General features: G+C 62.7%; 14 protein-coding genes and 1 tRNA gene. 4 read left to right on the forward strand and 11 right to left on the reverse strand.

From position 1 onward, the window contains the following. The first annotated feature begins 37 nt into the window (after positions 1–37). Positions 38–2563, forward strand: coding sequence for a PepSY domain-containing protein (locus JBE38_RS22230; RefSeq protein ID WP_205345137.1), 2526 nt, complete (start codon positions 38–40; stop codon positions 2561–2563). A 178-nt stretch (positions 2564–2741) separates the two neighbouring features. On the opposite strand, the gene JBE38_RS22235 is transcribed toward JBE38_RS22230, so the two are convergent. The 4 genes from JBE38_RS22235 to ptsP are packed head-to-tail and all read right to left on the reverse strand — an operon-like array spanning position 2742 to position 9828. Continuing rightward, positions 2742–4283 carry an alkaline phosphatase D family protein gene (locus JBE38_RS22235; RefSeq protein ID WP_090366822.1) on the reverse strand — a complete coding sequence of 514 codons (1542 nt, stop codon included), beginning with the start codon at positions 4281–4283 and terminating at the stop codon, positions 2742–2744. A gap of 44 nt (positions 4284–4327) precedes the next feature. Next, complete coding sequence (locus tag JBE38_RS22240) at positions 4328–6037, reverse strand: PTS fructose-like transporter subunit IIB (protein WP_205345138.1); 1710 nt, start codon at positions 6035–6037, stop codon at positions 4328–4330. Between the two features lie 11 nt (positions 6038–6048). Beyond that, complete coding sequence (gene pfkB / locus JBE38_RS22245; RefSeq protein ID WP_126870689.1) at positions 6049–6969, reverse strand: 1-phosphofructokinase; 921 nt, start codon at positions 6967–6969, stop codon at positions 6049–6051. Next, positions 6970–9828 carry a phosphoenolpyruvate--protein phosphotransferase gene (gene ptsP / locus JBE38_RS22250; protein WP_205345139.1) on the reverse strand — a complete coding sequence of 953 codons (2859 nt, stop codon included), beginning with the start codon at positions 9826–9828 and terminating at the stop codon, positions 6970–6972. It abuts the gene before it with no gap. A gap of 293 nt (positions 9829–10121) precedes the next feature. Here ptsP and cra point away from each other — a divergent pair, with 293 nt between their 5' ends. Then, positions 10122–11117, forward strand: a complete 996-nt coding sequence (cra, locus tag JBE38_RS22255) for a catabolite repressor/activator (protein ID WP_060754879.1) — start codon at positions 10122–10124, stop codon at positions 11115–11117. Between the two features lie 2 nt (positions 11118–11119). Then, positions 11120–11914 carry a TatD family hydrolase gene (locus JBE38_RS22260; protein ID WP_205345140.1) on the forward strand — a complete coding sequence of 265 codons (795 nt, stop codon included), beginning with the start codon at positions 11120–11122 and terminating at the stop codon, positions 11912–11914. On the opposite strand, the gene JBE38_RS22265 is transcribed toward JBE38_RS22260, so the two are convergent. The 4 genes from JBE38_RS22265 to JBE38_RS22280 form a co-directional block, all read right to left on the reverse strand. Beyond that, a complete protein-coding gene (locus tag JBE38_RS22265; RefSeq protein WP_090366833.1) occupies positions 11843–12271 on the reverse strand; it encodes a hypothetical protein in 429 nt (142 codons plus the stop codon). The genes JBE38_RS22260 and JBE38_RS22265 overlap by 72 nt on opposite strands. A 161-nt stretch (positions 12272–12432) precedes the next feature. After that, entirely contained in the window at positions 12433–13269 is an 837-nt protein-coding gene (gene ampE, locus JBE38_RS22270; protein WP_205345141.1) for a regulatory signaling modulator protein AmpE, read from the reverse strand. Continuing rightward, positions 13266–13829 (reverse strand): 1,6-anhydro-N-acetylmuramyl-L-alanine amidase AmpD, encoded by a 564-nt coding sequence (ampD, locus tag JBE38_RS22275; protein WP_205345142.1) that lies wholly within the window; start codon positions 13827–13829, stop codon positions 13266–13268. The genes ampE and ampD overlap by 4 nt, the downstream gene beginning before the upstream one ends. A gap of 61 nt (positions 13830–13890) precedes the next feature. Further along, positions 13891–16047 carry a DUF1631 domain-containing protein gene (locus tag JBE38_RS22280; RefSeq protein WP_205345143.1) on the reverse strand — a complete coding sequence of 719 codons (2157 nt, stop codon included), beginning with the start codon at positions 16045–16047 and terminating at the stop codon, positions 13891–13893. Between the two features lie 239 nt (positions 16048–16286). Here JBE38_RS22280 and nadC point away from each other — a divergent pair, with 239 nt between their 5' ends. Then, entirely contained in the window at positions 16287–17135 is an 849-nt protein-coding gene (gene nadC, locus JBE38_RS22285) for a carboxylating nicotinate-nucleotide diphosphorylase (RefSeq protein WP_090366842.1), read from the forward strand. Positions 17136–17279: 144 nt separating this feature from the next. On the opposite strand, the gene JBE38_RS22290 is transcribed toward nadC, so the two are convergent. From JBE38_RS22290 to JBE38_RS22300, 3 genes are all read right to left on the reverse strand, one after another. Further along, positions 17280–17582: a DUF6388 family protein gene (locus JBE38_RS22290; RefSeq protein WP_060754872.1), complete on the reverse strand. Its 303-nt coding sequence runs from the start codon at positions 17580–17582 to the stop codon at positions 17280–17282. A 172-nt stretch (positions 17583–17754) separates the two neighbouring features. Further along, positions 17755–17830, reverse strand: a tRNA-Thr gene (locus JBE38_RS22295). A gap of 64 nt (positions 17831–17894) precedes the next feature. Then, a complete protein-coding gene (locus JBE38_RS22300) occupies positions 17895–18308 on the reverse strand; it encodes a pilin (RefSeq protein WP_126870647.1) in 414 nt (137 codons plus the stop codon). Positions 18309–18370 lie beyond the last annotated feature (62 nt).

Genomic DNA, 18370 nt, shown 5'->3' on the forward strand with positions numbered 1-18370 from the left:
CGTGACGAACAAATCCAGATGAGCGAGGCAGTCAGACGTGTTGAAGAAAACCCTGTTTCAGTTGCACTGGTTCTTCGGCATTACGGCCGGGCTGGTGCTGGCGTTGATGGGGATCACTGGGGCTGCGGTTTCGTTTCAGGATGAAATCCTGCGGGCGCTCAACCCCAGGGTACTGACCGTGGAAAAACGCGAGGCCGGCGTGCTGCCTCCCGCCGAGCTGGTGCGCAAGCTCGAAGCCCGTGAGGGCAAGAGCGTGTCGATGCTGTGGGTGGAAACCGAAAGCGGCAATGCCGCCCGCGTGTACTTCACCGCGCCACCGGGTGAGCGGCGTGGCCAGATGCGCTACTTCGACCCGTACACCGGCGATGACAGGGGCGATGCCGTCGGCCAGGATGTGCTCGGCTTCACTCTGCAACTGCACCGTTTCCTCGCCATGGGCGAAACCGGGCGCAACATCACCGGCGCCTGCACGCTGATCCTGGTGTTCTTCTGCCTCTCCGGCCTGTACCTGCGCTGGCCACGCCAAGTGGCGAACTGGCGTGCCTGGCTGACCTTGGACTGGCGCAAAAAGGGCCGCAGTTTCAACTGGGACCTGCACTCGGTGTTCGGCACCTGGTGCCTGTTGTTCTACCTGTTTTCGGCGCTGACCGGCCTGTATTGGTCCTACGACTGGTACAGGCAGGGCCTCACCAGCCTGCTGTCCGACGCCCCGCATAACGAGCGCGTGCGCAAGCGCGGACCGGCGCCTCAAGGTCCGGCCCCGGAGGCCAACTACGACGCCATCTGGAGCAGCATCTACGCGAATGCCGGCCCCGACTTGAGCGCCTACAACATTCGTATGCCGGCCGTCGCCGGGCAGCCGGCCACCGTCTACTACCTGCTTAGCTCATCGCCGCATGACCGGGCGTTGAACCAGATCGATCTGGACCCGGTCACCGGCGAGGTCCAATCCCACGACCCGTACGCGGCCCAGTCCCTCAAGTCCCAGTGGCTCACCAGCATCTACGCGCTGCACACCGGTAGCTACTTTGGCCTGACCGGCAGGATCATCCTCACCGTCGCCTCGTTGTTGATGCCGCTGTTCTTTATCACGGGCTGGCTGCTATACCTCGACCGGCGCCGAAAAAAACGCCAGGTGCGCGATGCGCGCAAGGGCCTGGGCACCAACCCGGGCAACGCCCCAGCCTGGTTGATCGGTTTTGCCAGCCAGAGCGGCTTTGCCGAGCAGTTGGCCTGGCAAACGGCCGGCCAATTGCAGGCCGCCGGGGTGTCCGTGAAGGTGCAACCTCTGGGCAGCGTCAGCCAAAGCGACTTGAGCCAGTCGGAAAATGCACTGTTCGTAGTCAGCACCTTCGGTGATGGTGAAGCGCCAGACAGCGCCCGTGGTTTTGAGCGCAACGTGCTCGGCCAGGACCTGTCCCTCAAAGGCCTGAACTACTCGGTACTGGCCCTGGGCGATCGTCAATATGAACACTTCTGCGGCTTTGCCCGACGCCTGCATTTCTGGCTGACCCATCAGGGCGGCAATGCCTTATTTGCCCCGGTGGAAGTCGACAGCGGCGATACCGCAGCCCTGTCGACCTGGCAACAGCAACTGGGCCAACTCACCGGCCACGCGCCTGCAGCGGCCTGGCAGGCCGCACCGTATGAAAACTGGACCCTCAGCCAACGCACCCTGCTCAATCGCGACAGCGTCGGCGCCAGCATCTACCTGCTGGGCCTGACACCGCCGTCGCCGCAAACCTGGCTGGCGGGCGACCTGGTGGAAGTGCTGCCGCGCAACAGCCTGGGGGCCGTTGAACACTTCCTTGAGGGCATGGGCCTGGCCGGTGACGACAGCGTGGTTATCGATGGCTTGGCGCAACCCCTCGAACAGGCTCTGGCCACCCGCCAATTACCGACCCACCGTGCGCACCTGGTCGGCCTGCACGCCCAGGCGCTGGTGAACGCGCTGGTGCCCCTGGGCATGCGCGAATACTCCATCGCCTCGATTGCCAGCGACGGCGTGCTGGAACTGATCGTGCGCCAGGAACGTCATCCCGACGGCAGCCTGGGGCTCGGCTCGGGCTGGTTGACCGAGCACGCAGCAATCGGCTCGGGCATCAGCCTGCGCTTGCGGCGTAACAGCGGCTTTCACTTGCCACAAACCCCGGTGCCGCTGATTCTGCTGGGCAACGGCACCGGCCTCGCGGGCCTGCGCAGCTTGCTCAAGGCGCGTATTGCCGATGGCCAGCAGCGCAACTGGCTGCTGTTCGGCGAACGCAATATCAAGCACGATTTCCTCTGCCGGGACGAGTTGCATGGCTGGCTGGCCAGCGGCGATCTGGCCCTGCTCGACCTGGCGTTTTCCCGCGATCAGGCAGAGAAAATCTATGTACAGGACCGACTGCGTGAGTCGGCAGACGTACTGCGCAAATGGCTGACCGATGGCGCAGCCATTTATGTGTGCGGCAGTTTGCAGGGGATGGCAGCGGGCGTGGACCAAGTGCTGCATGACGTGCTCGGCCGTGAAGCGGTGGAACGCTTGATTGAGCAAGGCCGCTACCGTCGAGATGTCTACTGACCCTCGAAAGCCGATGGAGATCCGGGGGCTTGTAGTGAGCGGGCTTGCCCCGCGCTGGGTGGCGCAGCCGCCCCAACAAAGACGCCGCAGTATTTCAGAAGGACCGAGGTGCCTGGGTTTGGGGCGGCTGCGCCACCCAGCGCGGGGCAAGCCCGCTCACTACAGACCCACCAACAAGTCAGGCGGGTTGGAGTTTTTGCTGGTATACGGATACGCCATCCAGGTCGCGCAAAGTCACCGTCAGCTCCGCCGTCTGCCCATCAATCTGCACTTCGCCAAAAAACTGGAACCCGGCAAACGGCGAGCTGTTCTGCGCAGCTGGAGCCTTTTGGAAAACCACCTCGGGGCCAAACGTCTTATCCAGTGGGTTTGGCCCGAAACTGCCCGCGTTCAATGGCCCGGCGACAAACTCCCAGAACGGCTCGAAATCCTGGAACGCTGCGCGATCCGGGTGATAGTGATGCGCCGCGCAGTAATGCACATCAGCCGTCAGCCACACGTGGTTGCGAACCTGCTGCGCCCTTAAAAAGCCCAACAACTCGGCCACCTCCAGCTCGCGGCCTTGCGGTGCGCCCGGGTCATTGTTGGCGATGGCTTCCCAGCGCGGTACACCTGGGCTGACCTCACCATCCGGCACGCCGAGGCCGATGGGCATGTCGGCGGCGATGACTTTCCATTGCGCCTGGGACGCCTTGAGCTCACGTTTGAGCCAGTCCAGTTGTTCACGCCCCATAAAGGGTTTTTCGCCGCCCAGGTTGTCGTCGTTAGGCCCGCGATAACTGCGCATATCCAGCACGAACACATCCAGCAGCGGACCATAGCTGAGCTTGCGGTAAATGCGCCCGCCGCCGTCGGCGCTCTGCCGGCGCATCGGCGAATATTCCAGCCAGGCCTGACGCGCACGCCCCACCAGCGTGTTGATGTCCTTGACCTGATAACGCTCGTCCAATTGCTTGCTCGGCGACCAGTTGTTGACCACTTCGTGATCGTCCCATTGCCAGATCTGCGGCACCTCGGCATTGAAGCGGCGCACATTTTCGTCCATCAGGTTGTAACGATAATTGCCGCGGTAGTCATCGAGGGTTTCAGCAACCTTGCTCTTGGCTTCGGTGGTGATGTTGCGCCAGATACGCCCGTCCTCGACCGTGAGTTGCGCCGGCACCGGGCCGTCGGCGTAGATGGTGTCGCCGCTGTGGATAAAGAAGTCCGGCAGGCGCAGGCGCATGGCTTCGTAGATGCGCATGCCGCCGATGTCCGGATTGATGCCGAAGCCTTGGCCAACGGTATCGCCGCTCCATACAAAGCGAATGTCGCGACGCTGCTGCGGCACACTGCGCAGGTGGCCGAACCAGGGCTCGCTGGCGACACCGGTCTGGGCATCCTCGAAGTGCACGCGGTAGAAAATCGCCTGATCGACCGGCAGCCCGGTCAGCTCGACGCGAGCGGTAAAGTCGCTGCGCTGGTCGGCCAGAGGGGAAACAAAACGACGGGGGTTGCTGAACACGCTGCGGGTGTCCCACTCCACCACCATCCTGGCCGGGCGGTCGCTGCGGCTCCAGATCATGGCGCGGTCGCCGAGCAAGTCACCGGACTGCACCCCGTCGGTGAGTTGCGGACGGTCCTTGACCGAAGCAATCACCGCCGGGGCAAGACCCGGCAGAAGAATGCCGGCGCCGACGGCTTGCATCACACGGCGACGGCCGAGATCGAAGTGGCTCATGCAGGTGCCCTCTTGAGTATCAAAAGGGCCACTAAAGCATGCGCTTATGACACCGTTGCGACAGCCACCGGCGCCGCGTCCGGACGCTTGATCAACGCATAGACCAGACCGGTCAGCAGGCTGCCGGCCACAATCGCCAGCAAGTACAGCAATGCATGGTTCATTGCGTTCGGAATCACCAGCACAAACAAGCCGCCGTGAGGCGCCGCGAGTTTGCAGCCAAAATACATCGACAGCGCACCGGTCAAGGCGCCACCGGCGATGCTCGCCGGGATCACCCGCAGCGGGTCTTTGGCGGCGAACGGGATCGCGCCCTCAGAGATAAAGCACAACCCTAGAATCATCGCGGCCTTGCCGGCTTCGCGTTCGGTCTGGGCGAACTTGCGTCGCGCCAGGAACGTCGCGATGCCCATGCCGATCGGCGGCACCATGCCTGCGGCCATGGTCGCAGCCATAGGCGCCCCGCTCTGCGCCGCCAACAGGCCGACGGAAAACGCATACGCGGCCTTGTTGATCGGCCCGCCCAGGTCGACACACATCATGCCGCCCAACAGAATGCCCAGCAGCACCGCGTTGGTGGTGCCCATGGTGCTGAGAAAATCGGTCAAGCCCGTGAGCATGCGCGCCACCGGCGGGCCGACCAGATAAATCATCACCAGCCCGGTGAACAGACTGGCCAGCAACGGGATGATCAGGATCGGCTTGAGCGCCTCCAGGCTCTGCGGCAACTGCACCGCGCGGGTGATCAACTTGACGCAGTAACCGGCCAGGAAACCGGCAAAAATGCCGCCGATAAACCCGGCCCCCAGCGTGCCCGCCAGCAAGCCGCCGATCATGCCGGGCGCCAGGCCCGGACGGTCGGCAATCGAGTAGGCGATGTAGCCCGCCAGCAGCGGCACCATCAGCATGAAGGCTTGGTCGCCGACGATCTTGAGGGCCGAGGCCAAGGTGCCTTTTTCTTCGAAGGCATGGATGCCGAACACGAACGACAAGGCGATCAGCAACCCGCCTGCCACCACCATCGGCAACATGAACGACACACCCGTGAGCAGGTGTTTGTACACCCCGGTTTTTTCCGGCTTGGCCACCGCGCCACTGGCGGCGTTTTCCACCGCGCCTTCGGCCAGGGCGTTGTTGAGGGTCGCTTCGGATTGCTTGAGGGCGATGCCAGTCCCACAACGGTAGATCTTCTTGCCGGCGAAGCGCTCGGTGGCGACTTCGATGTCCGCCGCGAGCAACACCACATCGGCATTGGCGATAGCTTCCGGGCTCAGGGGGGTGCGGGCACCGACCGAACCTTGAGTCTCGACCTGCAAGTCATAACCCAAGCGCTTGGCGGTTTGCTGCAAGGCTTCGGCGGCCATGAAGGTATGCGCGACGCCGGTGGGGCATGCGGTAATCGCGACGATACGCGGCGCGCTTTTTACCGCCTGCTGTGTCTCGACATACACCTGGGCTTCTTCGGCGCCAAGGCGCAACACCGCCTCGACATCGGCCAAGGCTTGAGCAGGCGTACTTTGGAACACGCGTTTGCCGACAAACCGCTGCATGTCGACCGGCGTGCTGCTGACCAGCAGCACCCACTCGGCGGCATCGATCGTCGCCTGGGACAACTGCCGCTCCGGGCGTGCGACGTCCACCACTTCGACGCTGGTGCTCCAACCCTGGCGTTGCGCGGCGGCGTCCAACAAGCGAGCACACAGCACACTGGTGACCATGCCGTTCGGGCAGGCGGTAACAATGGCTAACTTCATCACAAACCCTCTTATTGTTCTGTCAGCGCGCGCACATCGACGCCGCTTTCCAGACGCGCCAACTGCGCGTCATCGCTGATGCCGAAACCGATCTGCGTGACCGCCATGGCGGCAATCGCGGTGGCGCGGCGCAGGGTCTGCTCGGGCGCGTCGCCGCTGAGCAAACCGTGCAGCATGCCGGCCAGCAGCGAGTCGCCGGCGCCGACGGTACTGGCGACGCTGACCTTGGGCGGCGTGGCGTGCAACGCCACGCCCGGGCTGTACCAGTTCACGCCGGCGGCGCCATCGGAAACCACCACATGCTCCACGCCTTGCCGATGCAGGCGGCTGATGGTGTCTGCGGCGTTATCCAGGGCTTCGGCCAGCTCTTCAGTGTTGGGCTTGACCAACCAGGGACCGGCTTGCAAACCCGCACGCAGGGCTTCGCCGCTGGTGTCCAGGGCCACCTTCAAGCCGAGGTCCTTCAATGTTGCGAGCAAGCCTTGGAACCACTGCACACTGACACCACGCGGCAAACTGCCGGCAACCACCACGGCCTCATGGCCGGGCGCAATCAAGGCGAGCTGATTGAGCAGCGCCAACTGCGCCTGCTCGCTGACCTGTGGCCCCGGGGCATTGATGTCAGTGACCCGGCCGTCCTGTTCGGCGATCTTGATGTTGCTGCGGGTTTCGCCCGGCACGCGGATAAACGCATCGGCAAACCCGCGCCGCGCAATCAGCGCCTCGAAGGCTTGGGGGTTGTCTTCACCGAGAAAGCCGCCGACGGTGACTTGGTGGCCCAAATCGGCCAACACCTGGGCCACGTTCACCCCCTTGCCGGCAGCGTGGGTGAGCAGAGGCTCGCTGCGGTTGACGGCGCCCGGTTCCAGGCACGCCAGGCGCACCGTGAGGTCGAGCGCCGGGTTCAGCGTCAGGGTCAGAATCTTCGCCATTTACACGGCCTCCACAAGGGCACGCACGTCGGCGGCCGAGCCCAGCGCGAGTGCTTTTTGCGCCAGGCCCTGGGCCTCGCTCAGACTGAATTCCCGCACCCGCGCCTTCACTTCCGGAATGCTGCGGGCCGAAACGCTCAACTCATCCACACCCAAGCCGACCAGCACCGGCACCGCCAGCGGGTCGGCCGCCAGCTCGCCGCACACGCCAACCCACTTGCCTTGGGCGTGGGCGGCACGCACGGTGATGTCGATCAATTGCAATACGGCGGGATGCAAGCCATCCGCCTGGGCCGACAGCGTCGGGTGGCCGCGGTCGATGGCCAGGGTGTACTGGGTCAGGTCGTTGGTGCCGACACTGAAGAAGTCCACTTCCTTGGCCAGTACCGGCGCCAGCAACGCAGCGGACGGCACTTCGATCATGATGCCCAACTGCAAATCCGCCACCGGGATTTCCAGGCGCAGGCGCTCGGTCATCTCCCGGGCGGCACGCCATTCATCCACGCTGCCGACCATGGGGAACATGATGCGCAACGGACGGTTGTCCGCCGAACGCAGCAACGCCCGCAACTGGGCTTCCATGATCTGTGGGCGCTGCAAGGTCAGACGAATACCGCGCACGCCGAGGAAGGGGTTTTCTTCCTGGGCAATCGGCCAGTAGGGCAGCGGTTTGTCCCCACCCACATCCAGGGTGCGCACCACCAGCGGGCGCCCGGCGAGGCCGTCGAGCACGCGGCGGTACTCCGCTTCCTGGGTGGCTTCATCCGGCGCCTGCGGGTGAGCCATGAAAATCAGCTCGGTGCGCAGCAGCCCGATACCTTCGGCCCCCTGCTCCACCGCACCGGCAACCCCAGCGCTTTCGCCGATGTTGGCGAAGACTTCCACGCCATGGCCGTCGCGGGTCAGTGCCGGTTGATGGCGCTGGGCCGCTGCGGCTTGCAGGCGCTGTTCGCGGGTATCGCGCTCGACCACGGCACGTTGCAGGGTGCCGGCGTCGGGGTCGACATGCAGGCGGCCGCGCTGGCCGTCCAGCAACAGTGGCATGCCGGACGCCAGCAGCAAGACTGCCGAACCGGCCCCCACCAGCGCGGGAATGCCCAGCGCGCGCGCAACAATTGCGCTGTGGGCCGTAGCGCCGCCCCGGGCCGTCAGGATGCCGGCGACACGCGATGGATCGAGGCGCGCCACATCCGAGGGGCCCACTTCGTCCATCACCAGAATGTACGGCTCGCTGGGTTCCTGGGCGGTTTCCACGCCACACAACTGCGCGAGCACCCGGCGACCGATATCCCGCAAGTCGGCGGCGCGCTCCGCGAGCAAGGCGTCCTGCAGCGATTCCTGCTGCCTGGCGGCCGCTTCAATCACGCTCATCCACGCAGCTTGCGCACTCTCGCCTTGCTTGAGGCGCGTGTCGACTTCATCGGTCAGTTCCGGGTCGTCGAGCATTTCCTGGTGGGTAATGAAGATCTCGCGGATAGCCTTGGCCTGGCTACGTTCGATCAAACCCTGGATATCGCGGCGTACATCAGCCAGGGCCTGGTGCAGGCGCTGGCGTTCAATGGCCGAAGATTCGCCACGCAGTGGGTAATCGAACACTTGCTGGATCTGGATATGGGCCGGGCCGATGGCGATGCCGGGGGCAGCCGCAATCGCCTGGACTTGGCTGCCGGACAGCGGCGCATTGATCACCGGCTCACTGTCGAGCACTGGCGCAGGGGCGCTTACAGTCGGCAGCGGTTCAACCTCTTCGCCAAGGCCCTCTTCTACCGCCGCCAGCAAGGCAGGCAACGCATCACCGGCAATCGTCGGCTCGGCGACAAACTCCAGCACCTGGCCACGGCGTGCGCCCAGGCTCAAGAGTTTGCTCAGGCTTTTCACCGACACGGCACCCACCGGGCCATCGACGATGCGTACGCGGATATCACCGTCGAAGCTTTTCGCCAATTGCGCGAGGATCTTGGCCGGACGCGCGTGCAGGCCATGGGCGTTGGCCAGGGGAATGCTAGCGCTGGGCCAGTCGGCAGGCAGTTCGCCACCGAGCGCTTCGAGCACGGCACGGCTGCTGGTCGCGCGGCCCAGCTCCTGGCCGCGACCTTCAATCAGCAACGCGCACAGGCGCTCCAGCAACGTCTGGTGTGCTTCGCCCAGGCTTGCCAGGCAGAACAGGCCGTGCAGCGGCTGGCCAAGGTAGCGCATGGGTTTGTCCGGGGTGACGAACGCCAGGCCCGGGCGCTTGACCGTCTGTTCGCTGTGCAACCACCACAGGCCATCACCCAGGGGCAGCGCGTCGACTTGCTGCAATACGGCGGCGAAACCATTGCTGACACAGTCGGCCTGGCGCAACAGCCGGGCACCACGCCAAACCAGCTCTTCAAAGTCATCGGCGGACACGCCCAGGCTGATCATCTGTGCATCCAGCGCCAGCTCCTGCGGCGCGCCTTGCAGCAGTTTCAGCAAGGCTTCGGCGGAACCTGCGCGGCGCAGCGCCTGGCCCAGGTCGGTCTCGCCGAGGGCACGGGTCAACAGTTGCAGCAGGCGCAGGTGTTCATCGGATTTGGCGGCAATGCCGATGGCCAGGTAAACGATCTGGCCGTCACCCCAGTCCACCCCTTCGGGGAACTGCAGCAAGCGCACGCCGGTAGAAAACACCTGGTCGCGGGTCTCGGGAGTGCCGTGGGGGATGGCGATGCCTTGGCCGAGAAAGGTCGAGCCTTGGGCTTCACGGGCTTGCAAGCCACTGAGGTAACCCTCGGCGACCAGGCCATCGGCCACCAATTTGTCAGCGAGCAAATGCAAGGCGGCAGATTTATCCACAGCCACCTGGCCCATGGATATCTGCTCTACAGTGAGCTCCAGCATGCCGTTCTCCTAGTTAGTGCAAGGCGTGCACTAGGTATTGTTTTGAATAAATCAGCGCAATGTGTTCAAAAATAACTGACTGAGTGGTCAATTGGCAGTAGCCACTTAGTCACGAACGTCGTAAAAATACGCCAGCTGAAACGTTTAATCTAGAATTTATGGCAGGTTACGCGGTAATTGCGCAAGCTTGAAGGGCCGCTCGGCACTTGAGCTGAGGCATGGGCCACGCGCTGGAATCGGTTACGATTAGACAAAATGTCGGGGCGAGCTCCAAAAAACAAGGAAATCCCGGTTTGAAACTCAGTGATATCGCACGCCTGGCCGGTGTGTCCGTAACCACCGCCAGCTATGTCATCAATGGCAAGGCCGAACAGCAACGCATCAGTAACGCCACCGTCGAGCGGGTGCGTGCAGTGGTTGAAGCCCATGGCTTTACTCCCAACCCCCAGGCGGCCGGGCTGCGCAGCCGGCATACGCGCACCTTGGGCTTCATCCTGCCGGACCTGGAAAACCCCAGTTACGCACGTATCGCCAAGCTGCTGGAGCAAGGGGCACGGGCACGGGGTTATCAATTGCTGATCGCCAGTTCCGACGATGAAGCCGACAGCGAGCGCCAGTTGCTGCAACTGTTCCGCGCGCGGCGCTGCGATGCGTTGTTTGTCGCCAGTTGTCTGCCGGCCAGCGACGACAGTTACCGCGAGCTGCAAGCCAAGGGGCTGCCGGTGATCGCCATCGACCGGGTCATGGAGCCTGCGCAGTTCTGCTCGGTGGTCAGCGACGACCGCAAGGCCTGCCAGCAACTGACCAGTAGCCTGTTGCTGCCGTTGCCCAAGCAGATTGCGCTGATCGGTGCCCACCCAGAGCTGAGCATCAGCCAGGAACGTGCCGCGGGCTTTCGTGAAGCCCTCAAAGGGTTTGCCGGCGAGGTGATCGTCGAACACGGCGAGGCCTTCAGCCGCGATTGCGGCCGTCAGTTGATGGAGCAACTCCTGCAGCGCTTGGGGCACTTGCCCGATGCGCTGGTGACCACTTCCTACGTGCTGCTGCAAGGCGTATTCGACGCACTGCATGATTTCCCCCTTAAGTCCCGGCCATTGCGCCTGGGCACGTTCGGCGACACTCAGTTGCTGGATTTCCTGCCGTTGCCGGTCAACGCCATGGCCCAACAACATCAATTGATCGCCGATACCGCCCTGCGCCTGGCGCTGGCGGCGATTGAAGACGAGCAGTATCAGCCTGGCGTGCACGCCATCGGCCGGACCTTCAAGCAGCGCATTCACGAGGCTTGAACGTGAAGCTGATCGACACCCATACCCACCTGGACTTCCCGGATTTCGATGACGATCGCCGGGCAGTCCTCACCCACAGCCGCCAACTCGGCGTGCAGCGCATGGTGGTGTTGGGGGTGTATCAGCAGAATTGGCAGCGGTTGTGGGATCTGGTGCAAACAGATGACGGCTTATTCGCCGCCTTCGGCCTGCATCCGGTGTATCTCGATGAGCACCGCCCCGCCGACCTGGAGGAATTGGGCGACTGGCTGAACCGCTTGCACGGCCACCGGCAACTGTGCGCCGTCGGCGAGATCGGCCTGGATTACTTCCTTGAGCAACTGGATCGCGAGCGCCAGCAAAGCCTGTTCGAAGCCCAGCTGAAACTGGCGGTGGACTTTCAGCTCCCGGCCCTGCTGCACGTGCGTCGTAGCCACGCGGCGGTCATCGCCACGCTCAAGCGCATTCGCCTGCCACGCGGCGGCATCATCCACGCGTTCGCCGGCAGCGTCGAAGAGGCCCGCGAGTACATCAAGCTCGGTTTCAAACTGGGCCTGGGCGGCGCCGCTACCTGGCCCCAGGCACTGCGCATGCACAAGGTGCTCGCTCAACTGCCCCTTGAGGCGGTCGTGCTGGAAACCGATTCACCGGATATGGCGCCGGTCATGTACCCGGGCCAGCGCAACAGCCCGCAACACCTGCCAGACATCTGCATCGCTCTGGCTGAACGCATGGGTATCGACGCGTCACGCCTGGCCGAGGCGAGCACACGCAACGCGTGCCAGCTGTTCAATTGGCAGCCGGCTGACAGCCTGTAGATTCAAGGTAATCTTTTGCCGGTGGCGGGCGTAACGCACGCTCAGGCAATGCACCAACACCGTCGTCAGTGAAATATTGAACTGCCCGACCACACTGAGCAGTCCCACCCACTCCGCCACCAGCGCCATCAGCAAGGTCGCGCAGGTCAGAATGACCATGCCGGGACGCACCAGCGCCCAATGGTCCAACGCTCGGAATTGACGCAGTTGCTTGTGGCAACACAGCTGCAAGCACGCGTGACAGTACCTGCAGTCAAAGGGCTCATCGATGGCAATGGCATTCAACTGCCAAGGCTTGAGCTCGAATGTCATTTCACAGTGAGCACAATGCCCTTTGATGCCGATGACAGCGGTCATGACTGTGCCTCCCCGAGACGGTTACTAGGTGATACAAACTTCTCACCGATTTACCTCACAATGAAGGCCGACAGGGAAAACAAGACAAGCACCACACCGCAAAAATCTTATTCCTACACGAAAGCCCTACACGCGAAACGACCCACCCCTGCGGGATTGTGTCAGGGCAACACAGTCCAGATAGCAAACCCGGCGTACCACAACACCGCCGCGCGCAGCAGCAGTTCCCACAACTGATCCAGGCTATTGATGCCGTCGACGCCCACCACGGGCGCAGGGATTTCTGCGGCCACCAGGCCGACTTTTTCCAGCAGTTGTGCGGCGCTGATATCCCAATTCAGCAGCTCGTGGAGCATCACCCGGCTGACCGCTACGAAATTACCGACCAAGGCAAAACTGGCCGCCAGCAGGCGTACCGGCACCCAGTCGAACGCGTGCCGCAGTTGCCCGGCGCGCTCGGCCACCAACGGGTTCTGGCTGTATTCGTTGGCCAGCGCCAGCAAGCGGTAAGCCAACGCCGCCACCGGGCCCAGCAGGAAATACCAGAAAATCACCGCAAAAAAGCTCTGGTAGGCCTGCCAGAGCAGATGCCCCTGAACCCGCTCCAGTAGCTGCTCGCCGCTGTCGGCGCCGATGTTCAGGTCTCGCTCGGCCACGTGCTCGGCAGCCTGCAGGTCACCGCGTCGCCAGGCATCGCGGAAAGGTCCGAGCTGCGCCAATAGATCGCCACGCCCCAGGCTGTAGATCACCACCAGCAAGTGCACCGGCAAAGCCAACAAACCGTAGGCCACCGGCTCCAGCACCAGCAACAACAGCGCCAGCAACAGTACCGGCAGCAATACCAGCAACAACAGAATCAGCCAGGGTCGCTTGCCCATCCTGGGGCTCGACTCCAACTTGGCCAGCTCACGCAACCAGCCACCATCGCTCTGCAACCGCTGGCGCAGGGCCGAGAACTTCTCGATCCACACCGCCAGAACCAACACCAGGAAACTCATCGTGCGTGTCCTCCATCCTGCAGGGCGCTGCGAAAGCGCGTCCAATCAAAAGCCGGGCCGGGGTCGGTCTTGCGACCCGGGGCGATATCGCTATGACCGCAAATACGCGAGTGCGTTATGTCGGGATAAGCCGCCAACAACTGGCGTGTCAGTTCGATCAGCGAATCATACTGGGCATCGGTAAAAGGCAGCTCGTCCGTTCCCTCCAACTCGATCCCCAGGGAAAAATCGTTGCAGACCTCACGCCCCTCGAAACTGGAAACCCCGGCATGCCACGCCCGGTCACGGCACGAGACAAATTGCGTCACTGTGCCGTCACGCTCAATCAGAAAATGCGCAGATACCCGTAGGGCGGCAATCCCTTCAAAATAGGGATGCTCCGTAACATCGAGGCGATTCTGGAAAAATTCCTGCACCTTGCCGGTGGCAAACTGCGCAGGTGGCAAGCTGATGTTATGCACCACCAACAGCGAGATTTCACCAGCCGGGCGCTCGTTGAAGTTGGGCGAAGGGCAATGACGGATGCCCTGGCACCAACCGCTGGCGGGGTCCAACTGCATACTGGCTCCTTGAATGAGACGAAGTGTTACCAGTATGCCGCGTTCCGCCCTGCGGTTGCGATCACTTGCCGCGATTGAGTTGACGCAGGTTACCGATCACCGAAGCCAACGCACGATCAAACAGCAAGCCCTCGTCCAACGTGCGCAGTACACCCTGCTTGAAGGCCATGGCCAACTGCGCAGCACTCTTCTCCAGCACCTTGAGCCCGGAGCGACCGACAAAAATATAGGTATTGGTCGGTGCCATGATCGCCGTCAGCTTGCAACGCAGGGTGCTGGCCGCGCTGGTCTGGAACTCGAACCAGCTTCCCAGCCGCAACTGATAGACCTTGAGCAGGTCCGGGTCATCATTGGGCAAGTTCGCGGCCGGATCAGACGCCCCGGCACCGAGTACGAAGGGCTCGCGCACTTCAACCAACGTCTCGGCCCCCTCGCCACCGAAAGACTGCACATGCATGGCTTGCAACCGATCGAAGAATTCGCGCGTGCTGAAGGGATCGAACGCGGCACTGGTCAGGCCGTCGCGCAATGCCTTGAGCAGCCCGGGCAACTGCTCCAGCAGGTGACGACCGGCCTCGGTGTCCTTCTGCAGCCCCACGCTCCAGATCAACTCGTCCATGGTGCGCAGCCCCGCCTGCCATTGCACCGACTGCTCGCCGTGCTTGAGATTGGCCAGCAACAGCACCTGGCTCCAGGCTTGCTGGATAAATTGCACCACCGCCTGGGGCAACACCTTGCCCAGCAGCCGCCGGTTGAGCACCTCGGCCACACGCTGGCGAGCCGCGTCAGCCCGCACGCGCCCTTCTTCGGCGACGTAGGTGTGTTGTTCAAGCAGCTCGCTGCGGCGACGCTCATCCGAGACAAACGCAGTGAACTGCGCCAGCAACTCGGAAAAAATCGTCATGTCGTCGACGAAATCATTCAGCAAGCGCTGCACCACCTGCTCAATATGCAGGTACAGGCTGTCGCGCTGATAGTCATCCCGTGGGCTCCAGCTCATGGCGGCGGCGGCTATTTCATTCAGCAAGCGTCGCGCCGGATGGCTGGTACGGCTGAAGAAGCTCTTGTCCAGCACCGCCACTTTCAGCATCGGAATCTGCAAGCGACCGATCAGTGCCTTGAAGGCGTCAGGCACGGTGCGGTCACTGAGGATGTATTCGAACAGCAGCGCGACCAGGTTGATCACATCCTCATCGGCGTCTTCCACCACACGGGATTTTCCGCTTTTGACGCTGACCCGGGTCAACAGCTGTTCAAGCTGGTTACGCAGGTCGAAATCGTCTTCGGCCTCGGGCTCCGGCACGTACTGTTGCAGATGAGAAAGCAGACGCAGCAGGTCGCGGGAGGCAATCGGTTGCGGCTCGGCGCTGGCTTCCAGGGTGGGGGCAACGCTGCCACGAACGGCGGCCAGCAGCTTCTGCAAAGCGGCAAAGGCTTCCTGGCCACTGTCATCGCCCGCAGGCTCCATGGATGGCGAGCGTTCCTCGCGCTGCTGGTCACGCGACGCACGCCCGCCGGGTCGGCGCGAGGGTACCGCCTTGAGCTCGGGCAATACCCCGGTGGCAACCAACAGTTGATTCGCGCCGCCGTACAACAGGTCGGCGTCACTGAGCACGTATTTTTCAAAGAGCTTGAGCATGATCAGCTTGACGCGAATCTCCACGCCCAGGCTGCGCCCCGCCTGCAAAAAGAACTCGCACAGCAGGGCCGGCCCCAAAGGGTTTTCACGCTCGTCCAGTGGCTTGCCCAGCAAAGCACTCAAGCGGGCCGTCAGTTGCCCCAGCGCCAGGCCGTCACGGTGGTGTACCCGCCCCAACATGGCCTCCAGCGCCACGGCCTTTTCCAGTGCATCGCCGGACTTAGCGACGCCGGTTTCGTATGACACCCTCGGCACCAGCTGCACGTCACCGCGCCCGACCTGCCCCAGATGGGCGAAGGCGGCAAACAGCTGCTCCATGAATACGCGCTCGAAATTCTTGCGCTTGAGCCGCAGGTCGCGCATGGCTTCAAAGAAGATGTGGTGGTCGGCGTTACTGCGGGCCTTGTCGGCCATCTCGAACAGGGTGTCGTCGGCGTTGTCGAACAGCTCCTGCAACCCTTGTTGCAGCTGTTGCGCGGCCTTGTCACGCACCTGCAGCAACACCACAGGCAGGCGCGCGAGCGGCGATGGCGTGGCCTGTGCCTTGTTGATCGGCACCACCTTTCCGTCATTGTGCATCCTGGCCTCCTGAAACGGTGGAGTTGAAAATATCGAGGGCAGGCCTGGGCGGGCACTGCAAATATCCCGGCATCACCCCTACGTCAAAGCTATGACGCCAATTGCAAGGCGCTGGATTATCTTGCAAATGAGGGCCGTTACGCCAGCAAACTCTGCCATCGCGTGGCAAATGAGTAGTGAGCCTGGGTTCGGGCGCGTGCTGGCCCTATAATCCCTGCACTTTGTTTGTGGAGCCTGTTATGCCGAATCTCCGTCTTGCCGACCTCACCGCCGAAATCGAAGCCAACGTGCGCCGTGCACTGCTGGAGGATATCGGCAGCGGCGATATCACCGCGCAATTGATCCCGGCCGAACGGCTGGCCAAAGCCACGATCATTACCCGTGATGCGGCGGTTATCGCCGGCACCGCCTGGGTAGACGCGGTATTCCGCCAGCTCGACCCGCGCGTCGCCGTACATTGGCAGGTGGCCGACGGAGATCGCGTCAGCCCCAACCAGGCGTTGTTTCATCTCGAAGGCCCGGCGCGCTCGCTGCTCAGTGGTGAGCGCTGCGCGCTGAACTTCCTGCAAATGCTGTCAGGCGTAGCCACGCGGGCTCAGTACCTGGCGGACTTTGTCGCGAGTACCCAGGTCAAGCTGCTCGACACCCGCAAAACCTTGCCGGGCCTGCGCTTGGCGCAGAAGTACGCAGTGACCTGCGGCGGCTGTCACAACCACCGTATCGGTCTGTATGACGCGTTCCTGATCAAGGAAAACCATATCGCTGCGTGTGGCGGCATTGCCCAGGCAATTACGGCCGCCCACAAGATCGCCCCGGGCAAGCCGGTGGAAATCGAAGTGGAAAGCCTGGAAGAACTGCGTGAAGCACTGGCGGCGAATGCCGACATCATCATGCTCGACGAATTGAGCCTGGATGACATGCGTGAAGCCGTGCGACTGAACGCCGGCAAGGCCAAGCTGGAAGCCAGCGGCGGGATCAATGAAAGCACCCTGCTGCCTATCGCTGAAACCGGAGTGGACTACATCTCCATCGGCGCGATGACCAAGGATGTCAAGGCGGTGGATTTGTCGATGCGCCTGAGCATCTGACCTCCCCCGAAATGTTGTAGTGAGCGGGCTTGCCCCGCGCTGGGGGGCGCAGCCGCCCCAATCGGGGCGCTGCGGTGTTTCAGGAGGACCGAGGCGCCTGGGTTTGGGGCGGCTGCGCCACCCAGCGCGGGGCAAGCCCGCTCACTACACGAGGTTGTTCATCTCGCAATATTCTTCCCACTCGACTCCGAGCACCTCGGCCGCCTCTTTATGCAAGGCCAGCCGCGCGGCTTCGAACTCTTCGGGTGTAGAGGTGTACTTGAGCGTCAGCTCCCAAGGTTGGTAGCCCCGGCTTTCGGCTTCGTCCTCGAATGCCCACTGAATCTGGTCGCGCTGGTCATCAGCACTCAAATCCTTGATCTCTTCCTTAAGCTGCGGTGACTCCTCGAGGTACTTTTCGAGTGCTACCTGGTGCCGAACTTCCTGGGTCATCTCAGTCGTGGTCATGTTGTTCTCTTAGATCGAGGAATGGGGATGCATCTGGGTCATCAAGGTCGCGCAGATATTGATAAGCGGGCACGAATGCCGACTTGTCTGGCCTTCAGAACCATTCTGGGATCATCTGAAAACGTTGCCTTTGAAACAGCCTTTGAAACATGCCGTTGAAACAGTGTTGCCTTGGTGCCCGAGACAGGAATCGAACCTGCGACCTTCGCGTTACGAGTGCGCTGCTCTACCGGCTGAGCTACACGGGCGGTGGGCTAAAGCTAGCACCGCATCGGGCATGCGGCAACTCACTCGCCTACCACCCGGCAAAGGTTACGCTCCGTCGGTGCCGCAGCCCTTGGCGACGTATTGCGCGTCAGCCGTGGTGGCACACTTCCAGCCCGTGGTGGCACTGCGCGTCAAGGTGATGGTCTTGCCCAGCACGGGCGCAGGCGCATCAAGGATTTCACAACGGATGGAGCCGGCCCCGGTGGCCACATCACCCGTCACGTCGATAGTGCAGTTGGCGGTGGGGCTGGTGCCACCGATCAAAGCCAGCGTCGGTACGGTACCCTGGTTAAGGGTGTCCTCGAAGCCCGCCTTCAATGCACTGATTTCAGCCAAGCCCGCCGTGAACTTGGCCTTGGCCTGGTGCTTGGTGTACATGGGCAAGCCGATGGTTGCCAAAATGCCGATGATCGCCACGACGATCAGCAGCTCGATCAAGGTAAAGCCTTTCTGACGCATCACATTCACTCTCCAGAGATATAACCCAAGACAAGGCGCTTCCTGCGCCCCGCATTTTGCAG

It is taken from the genome of Pseudomonas sp. ICBG1301, from assembly GCF_016918385.1.
In the GTDB taxonomy this organism is placed as follows: Bacteria; Pseudomonadota; Gammaproteobacteria; order Pseudomonadales; family Pseudomonadaceae; genus Aquipseudomonas; species Aquipseudomonas palleroniana.